We start from the raw sequence: 6,259 nt of genomic DNA, 5'->3' as shown, positions 1-6,259 counted from the left end.
CGTCGGCCGAGGGCGCGGTAGGTCCAGCCGGCGGCGGTCCAGGCCTCCCGGTCCAGGGCGTTGCGGCCGTCGAGGACCCGCTTGCCGGCCACGACCTGCCCGAAGGCGACCGGGTCCAGGTCGCGGTACTGCCGCCACTCGGTGAGCACCAGCACCGCGTCGGCCCGGTGCGCGGCCTGCTCGGGGGTGGGCGCGTAGTCCAGCTGCGGCCAGGACCGGCGGGCGTTGTCGATCGCGGCCGGATCGGTGACGCACACCACCGCGCCCTGCAGTTGCAGCTGGGCGGCGACGTTGAGCGCCGGGGAGTCGCGGATGTCGTCGGAGTCGGGCTTGAACGCCGCGCCGAGCACGGCGATGTGCTTGCCCAGCAGCGAGCCGTCGCAGACCTCGCGGGCCAGTTCCACCATCCGGATGCGGCGGCGCATGTTGATGTTGTCGACCTCGCGCAGGAACGTCAGCGCCTGGTCCGCGCCCAGCTCGCCGGCGCGGGCCATGAAGGCGCGGATGTCCTTGGGCAGGCAGCCGCCGCCGAAGCCGAGGCCGGCGTTGAGGAACTTGCGCCCGATCCGGTCGTCGTAGCCGATGGCGTCGGCCAGCTGCTTGACGTCGGCGCCGGTGGCCTCGCACAGCTCGGCCATCGCGTTGATGAAGGAGATCTTGGTGGCCAGGAAGGAGTTGGCCGCGGTCTTGACCATCTCCGCGGTGGCGTGGTCGGTGACCACCTTCGGGGTGCCGCGGGCCACGATCGGCGCGTACACCTCGTCGAGGACGGCGACGATCGTGTCGGCGTCCGGCCCGTCGGGAACGCCGTAGACCAGCCGGTCGGGGTGCAGCGTGTCGCGGACGGCGAACCCCTCGCGGAGGAACTCCGGGTTCCAGGCCAGCAGCGCGCCCGGCACCTTGTCGCCGAACATGCGCGCGAGCTCCGCCGCCGTGCCCACCGGGACGGTCGACTTCCCGACGACCACCTCGCCCGGCTCGAGGACCTGCAGCAGCGACTCGGCCGCCGCTCGGACGAAGTGGAGGTCGGCGGCGTACTCGCCGTGCTTCTGCGGCGTCCCGACGCAGACGAAGTGCACACGGGCCCCGGCGGCGTCGGCGACGTCCGTGCTGAAGCCGAGGCGGCCCGAAGCGAGGGAGCGCTGGAGCAGCTCGCCGAAGTCCGGCTCGTAGAAGGGGGCGCGGCCCTCGCACAGGGCGGCGATCTTCCTCTCGTCGACGTCGATCCCGACCACGTCGTGGCCCAGCTCGGCCATCGCGGCCGCGTGGACGGCGCCGAGGTAGCCACAGCCGATGACCGAGATCCGCATGCCCGTCGCGCCCTCCCTGTCGAGCCCCCCAACCACTCAAGAACTGAAGTGCACCATGACGGGTGGCGCAGCGCCCGGTGAGCGGGCCGCTCGGAGCGGCGGACCACCGGAGACGGCGACACGAGCAGCAGTCCGCCCGACCGCTCCTCTCGGAGGTCACGATCACGGTCCTCCCGCACTCGGGGGGTTCCAGGCGGCCGCCATCTGCGATCTACTCGGCTCGGCGGTGCGCACGGGGACGAGGAGGTGCTGGTGGGCTGGGTGTGGGCGGCCTTGGTGCTCTGGCTGCTGCTCGCCGTCCCCGCCGCCGTCCTGCTGGGTCGGACCATCGACCACGCTGACCAGCACGAGTTCGGGTAGGCGTGCGGGTCGCCGGTGCCGGCAGCGCCGCGCCGCTCGGTGCCCGCGCCGACGTCTCACCGCCTCACCCCGACGAGTGGTGACGGGCTGACCGGTCGCGTCGCCGTTCGTACCGTCGGTCTCCGACCAGGTGGACGGGGACCTCATGAGCAGCGCGACCGAAATCGCACGACCGGAACACGACGGCACCGCGCCGACGCCGTCGCGTCGACGCACCCTCCGGCGGGTGGTGATCAGCCTCGGCGTCCTGGGCGTCGTCCTGGCCCTGGTCGTGGGCGGCAGCCTGTGGTTCCTCACCGACCGCTACGCCGGCAATGTCGCCCGGGTCTCCGACGTCTTCGCGCAGCTCGACGGGACCGCCCGTCCCGCACCGGCGACCCCGGCACAGCAGACCGGCGGGGAACCGGTGACCTTCCTGCTCGTCGGGTCGGACACCCGCGCGACCGCCGACGAGGGCATCGCCGCCGGGGGCCGCTCGGACGCCATCATGATCGCCCGGATCTCCGCCGACCGGCGGCACGCCCAGCTGATCTCCGTACCGCGGGACTCGTGGGTTGACATCCCCGGCCACGGCACGGACAAGATCAACGCGGCGTACGCCTACGGCGGGCCGACGCTGCTCGTCCGGACCGTCGAGCAGCTCACCGACGTGCGCATCGACCACTACGTCGCGATCGACTTCGAGGGGCTCGTCCAGGTCACCGACGACCTGGGCGGGGTGGACGTCGTCGTCGCGGAGACCACCAGCAACGGGCCGTACACCTTCCCCGCCGGCGTCAACCACCTGGACGGCGACCAGGCGCGCTGGTACCTCGGTCAGCGCTACGGCCTGCCCGGTGGCGACTTCGACCGCGTGCGCCGGCAGCAGCAGTACCTGCAGGCGGTGTTCGGCCAGCTGTTCAGCTCCGACACCTTCACCGACCCGGGCCGGCTCGACGCCGCACTGCTGGCCGTGACCAGCGCCGTCGCGGTCGACGAGCAACTGGGCACCGCCGAGCTGCTCTCCCTCGCGTACTCGCTGCGCGGGCTGACGCCCGACGACGTCGACTTCTTCACCGCGCCGGTGCTGGGGACGGGCACCGAGGGCGCGGCGAGCGTCGTCTACCTCGACGGGGTCGCCGGCGAGCGGATGTGGGGCTACCTGCAGACGGACTCGCTGTCGCAGAACGCCGAGGAGTTCAGCTCCCAGGCGCTGCCCGACGTCCCGCGCTGAGCCAGGCGTCCGCTCGTCCGGGCGGACCCGGCGGGTCGGGCGGACCAGACGCAGCGGCGCCGGACATGGGCGCCGCCGAGCCCGGTGACCTCACCCCACGACCCCAGCAGCAGCTCCCGGGCCGGCCTCGACCACGACGACGGTCACGTTGTCACGCGCACCGACGTTCTCGGCCTCGGCCGCGAGCCTGGTGGCGGCCTGATCGACCTCACCGCCCACCAGGAGCCCGATCCGTCCGTCGTCCAGCTCGCCGGTCAACCCGTCCGAGCAGGCCAGGTAACGCTCCCCCGGCACCACCGGTGACAGGACGACGTCCGCCTCGGGACGCGGACCGACACCCAGCGCACGGGTGATGATGTGCCGCTGCGGGTGCGTGCCGGCGCTCTCGTCGGAGATGTAGCCCGCGTCGATCAGCTCCTGCACCACCGAGTGGTCCTTGGTGCAGAGCTCGAGGCAGCCCTCGTGCCAGCGGTAGACCCGGGAGTCCCCGACGTGGAAGACCGCCCACTGCGGCCCCTCGCCCTCGTCGACCAGCGCGACACCGGCGACCGTCGTCCCGGCACCGGCCTTGTCCGGGCCGTGGAACGCGCGGATCTCGCCGTCGGCCCGCTGCAGCGCCAGCCGGATCGCTGCGACGGTCGTCGTCCCGGACCCGGTCAGCGAGCGCAGCGCCTCGACCACCGCCTCCGCAGCGGCAGCACCACCGACGTGACCCCCCATGCCGTCGGCGACCGCGAACACCGGGGGAGCAGCCAGGTACCTGTCCTGGTTGTCCTCCCGCTGGCCCACGGCTGTCGCCGCTCCCCACGTCAGCTCGACCGGCGGCATCCACGCTCCACAACACGCATCGACGACAGGACGCCCCGTGGGGAAGACGAGGTGGGCCGAGCTTAGGAGGTCGGTGACACGCCGGCAGGTCGCACGCCCTCGACCCGCCGCCCGACGCGCCGACGCGGAGTGGCTCGCGGTGCGCTCCCCTGCCCCGGGCCGTCGTCCCGTGCCGGGGAGGTCACCAGCGCGCCCGGCTGCGTCGTCGCCGGGAGGACCGTCGTGACCGAGGACACGGAGCCGGACGGGGTGGGCGCCGGCGTGCCCGCGTACCGGGCCCGGTCGCCGGCCGACCGGCCTCGACCAGGCGGTACGGACGAGCGCGGTGACCGGCGCCGCCGCTCTGCTGCGTTCGGTGCCGCCGTTGTCCGGCTACCGTCGAGCCGTGCCCCGCTCACTACCCGCAGCCGTCGTCGCGGCGATCCTCTCGCTCTTCGCCGTCCTGCTGCTGACCGGGCACTACGTCAGCGAGGGGCCGGTGCTCCTGGAGTTCGGCGACGAGCACGGCGTCCACCTGGGCGACGTCCTCGTCGTCCTCGCCTGGGCGGCCGCGATCCTGTGCGAGGTCAGGATGCTGCGGACGGAGCGGCGCTCGCCCCGCTGACCCCCGGGGACGCCGATCGGGCCACCGGGCGCCCCGAACGCCCGCCGTGTCCCAGCACGCGGGTCCCCGTCACGCACTCCCACGGGAGTGCCGGGTCCTTCGCGCCGGAGCGTCACCCGGCGGCGCCCCGGTCGGGCCGTGACTCCGCCAGGCGGGCGAACCAGGCCACCTCCTCCGCCAGCCCCCGGTCCAGGTCGACGGTCGGGCGGAACCCCAGCAGCTCGCGCGCCCGCTCGGTCCGGCACACCACGCCACCGGCTCGCCGCTCCCCCACGTGCCGCGGCGGCGGGGGCAGCTCGCCACGCTGCTCGGCCACGGCCCGCCGCACCCGCTGCGCCAGCGTCACCGTGCGCTCCGCCGTCCCGCTTCCGGCGTTGACCAGCCGGAACCGCTCGCCGGCCGAGGACACCGCGGGCGGCCGGGCCACCGCGCGCAGAACCAGGTCCGCGGCGTCCTCCACGTGCAGGTAGTCGCGCAGCTCCTGGCCGTCCCCGGCGATCGTCGCGGGGTGCCCGGCCAGCCCGGCCTGGATGAACGTCGGCACCGCCCACGGCATGGTCTCCCCGGGCCCGTAGAGCGTCGTGAAGCGCAGCACCGTGGCCTCCGGCCCGCCCGCCGCGGCGACGATCCGCAGCTGGTCCTCCAACGCCAGCCGCGCCGCCGCCACGGAGTCCGCCGGCGTCGGCCGCATCGACTCGTCCACCGGGGTGACCGGCGCCCGCCCGTAGACCTCCACCGAGCTGCCGAGGACGACGTGGCCCAGCCCGTCGCCGAGCGCCGCCAGCAGCTCCAGGGTGCCGGCCACGTCGACCGCCACGGCGTCCCGCGCCGCACCGGTCGCCGTCCGCTCCCCTGCCGGCACCGGCGCCGACGCCAGGTGCACCAGCTGCTCGGCCCCCGCCGCCCGGCGCGCCACCCGCCGGGCGGCCTCCGGCCGCCACCACTCCGGCTCCTGCACCAGCTCGACGACGCCCTCGCGGATCGCCCGCCGCACCGGCTCCCGCCACCCCGGGTCCGGCCCGACGACGACGACGCGGCACCCGGCGCTCAGCAGCCGCAGCACCACGGACGCGCCCAGGAAGCCGGTGCCCCCGGTGACCAGCACCGGCATGTCGCGGAGCCGCCCAGCGTCCACCCCGGCCGGGTCGGATCTCCGCACGCGTCCACCCCCTCGGCGCGGCCGGTGCACGCCCATGGCCGTCGGACGCTACGGGCGGCGGCGCGGTGACGGAACCGTCCGGTCCGCGCCGAGGGGCGCCGGACCAGCGTGTGCTGACCGCCCGTGCCCACCCCGGGCCCGGGCGTGTCGCCCGACCGGGTCCCGGTACCGGCCGGCGACGGGGTCGTCCCCCAGGTCATGGCCGGCCGCCGCCCCACCCCTCCGGGTGGGATCCCCTCCAGCGGAACGACACCGGTACCGATGGGGACGTCATGTCCATCGCCCGCAACCCGCTCTCCGTCTCGCTGCCGGTCTCCGCGCTCCTCCCACCGGAGGACGACGTCACCAGCCTGCTGCCGGGGCCCAACTCGGTCTCGGCCCACCTCGCCGAGCGCCTGGCCGCCGTCCCCGGCGTCCCCGGCGCGCTGATCGTCCTGGGCCTGCTCCGGCGCGACGACACCCGGCCGACCGCCGTCAGCAGCCTCGCGGCCGCCACCTCGGTCGTGGCGCGCTCGCTGCGCGGCGACGACTGGCTGGGCCGCTCGGGCCCCGACGAGTTCGCCGTCCTCGTCAGCGGCAGCGCCACGGACGCCGAGGCCGCCGCCACCCGCCTCGCCACCGCGATCACCGAGCTGGCCATCCCGGGCCTCGGCGCCTGCGCCGGCGTCGCCGCGCTCGAGGAGGGCGCCAGCGCCAACGAGACCATGCGCCGCGCCGCCCTGTCCCTGCAGAGCGCCCGCTCCCTCGGCGCCGGCCGGGTCATCCGCTACGCCGGCACCCGCTGA

General features: G+C 75.1%; 6 protein-coding genes. 3 read left to right on the top strand and 3 right to left on the bottom strand.

The window, feature by feature from the left end:
- Nucleotides 1-1,310 (bottom strand): UDP-glucose dehydrogenase family protein (locus BMW27_RS21120; RefSeq protein ID WP_091448057.1); only part of this gene is annotated, 1,310 nt, incomplete at its 3' end.
- A gap of 586 nt (nt 1,311-1,896) precedes the next feature.
- Between BMW27_RS21120 and BMW27_RS21115 the strand changes: the two genes are divergently transcribed.
- Nucleotides 1,897-2,883 (top strand): LCP family protein, encoded by a 987-nt coding sequence (locus BMW27_RS21115; protein WP_245743776.1) that lies wholly within the window; start codon nt 1,897-1,899, stop codon nt 2,881-2,883.
- Between the two features lie 90 nt (nt 2,884-2,973).
- On the opposite strand, the gene BMW27_RS21110 is transcribed toward BMW27_RS21115, so the two are convergent.
- A complete protein-coding gene (locus BMW27_RS21110; protein WP_091448051.1) occupies nt 2,974-3,711 on the bottom strand; it encodes a PP2C family protein-serine/threonine phosphatase in 738 nt (245 codons plus the stop codon).
- A 385-nt stretch (nt 3,712-4,096) separates the two neighbouring features.
- Between BMW27_RS21110 and BMW27_RS21105 the strand changes: the two genes are divergently transcribed.
- On the top strand, nt 4,097-4,315 hold the full coding sequence (locus BMW27_RS21105) for a hypothetical protein (protein ID WP_139206952.1): 219 nt from the start codon (nt 4,097-4,099) through the stop codon (nt 4,313-4,315).
- A gap of 112 nt (nt 4,316-4,427) precedes the next feature.
- Here the strand turns inward: BMW27_RS21105 and BMW27_RS21100 are convergent, their stop codons facing one another.
- Entirely contained in the window at nt 4,428-5,474 is a 1,047-nt protein-coding gene (locus tag BMW27_RS21100) for an NAD-dependent epimerase/dehydratase family protein (protein ID WP_175486599.1), read from the bottom strand.
- 272 nt (nt 5,475-5,746) lie between these two features.
- On the opposite strand from BMW27_RS21100, the gene BMW27_RS21095 reads away from it, so the two are divergent.
- Nucleotides 5,747-6,259 (top strand): diguanylate cyclase domain-containing protein, encoded by a 513-nt coding sequence (locus tag BMW27_RS21095; RefSeq protein ID WP_091448043.1) that lies wholly within the window; start codon nt 5,747-5,749, stop codon nt 6,257-6,259.

It is taken from the genome of Geodermatophilus poikilotrophus (assembly GCF_900111455.1).
In the GTDB taxonomy this organism is placed as follows: Bacteria; Actinomycetota; Actinomycetes; order Mycobacteriales; family Geodermatophilaceae; genus Geodermatophilus; species Geodermatophilus poikilotrophus.
This window is presented reverse-complemented; position numbering and strand designations above follow the sequence as displayed.

Coding starts and splice junctions, on each gene's coding strand:
- BMW27_RS21110 (WP_091448051.1), bottom strand. CDS start 3,711: ATGCCGCCGGTCGAGCTGACGTGGGGAGCGGCGACAGCCGTGGGCCAG.
- BMW27_RS21095 (WP_091448043.1), top strand. CDS start 5,747: ATGTCCATCGCCCGCAACCCGCTCTCCGTCTCGCTGCCGGTCTCCGCG.